The organism is Psychrobacter sp. 16-MNA-CIBAN-0192 (assembly GCF_040309565.1).
Classification (GTDB): Bacteria; Pseudomonadota; Gammaproteobacteria; order Pseudomonadales; family Moraxellaceae; genus Psychrobacter.
This window is the reverse complement of sequence record NZ_JBEOOX010000371.1, coordinates 1-263: the sequence shown is the minus strand read 5'-3', so window position 1 is coordinate 263 and position 263 is coordinate 1. Positions and strand designations below refer to the sequence as shown.

General features: G+C 64.3%; 1 protein-coding gene. It reads left to right on the top strand.

From position 1 onward, the window contains the following. Nucleotides 1–55: 55 nt before the first annotated feature. A partial coding sequence (locus tag AAEY78_RS13640; RefSeq protein WP_352339876.1) for a pyridoxine 5'-phosphate oxidase C-terminal domain-containing protein occupies nt 56–263 on the top strand: 208 nt, incomplete at its 3' end.

Here is a 263-nt window from a genome sequence, read left to right as displayed (position 1 = left end):
CCAGGTGCGCCCGTTGGGCAGTCGCCTGGGCGCTTGGGCTTCTCCGCAGAGCAGGGTGATTCGTGATCGCGAAGAGCTGCAGGCGCTGCTCAAGGCCACTGAAGAGCGTTTCAGCGATACCCAGCCCGATTGCCCAGAGCATTGGGGAGGGTACCGTTTACTGCCCGAGCGCATCGAGTTCTGGCAAGGCCGCGCCAGCCGCCTGCATGATCGTCTCAACTACCGTTTGCAAGACGGCCAATGGTCCCGCGAGCGTCTGGCGC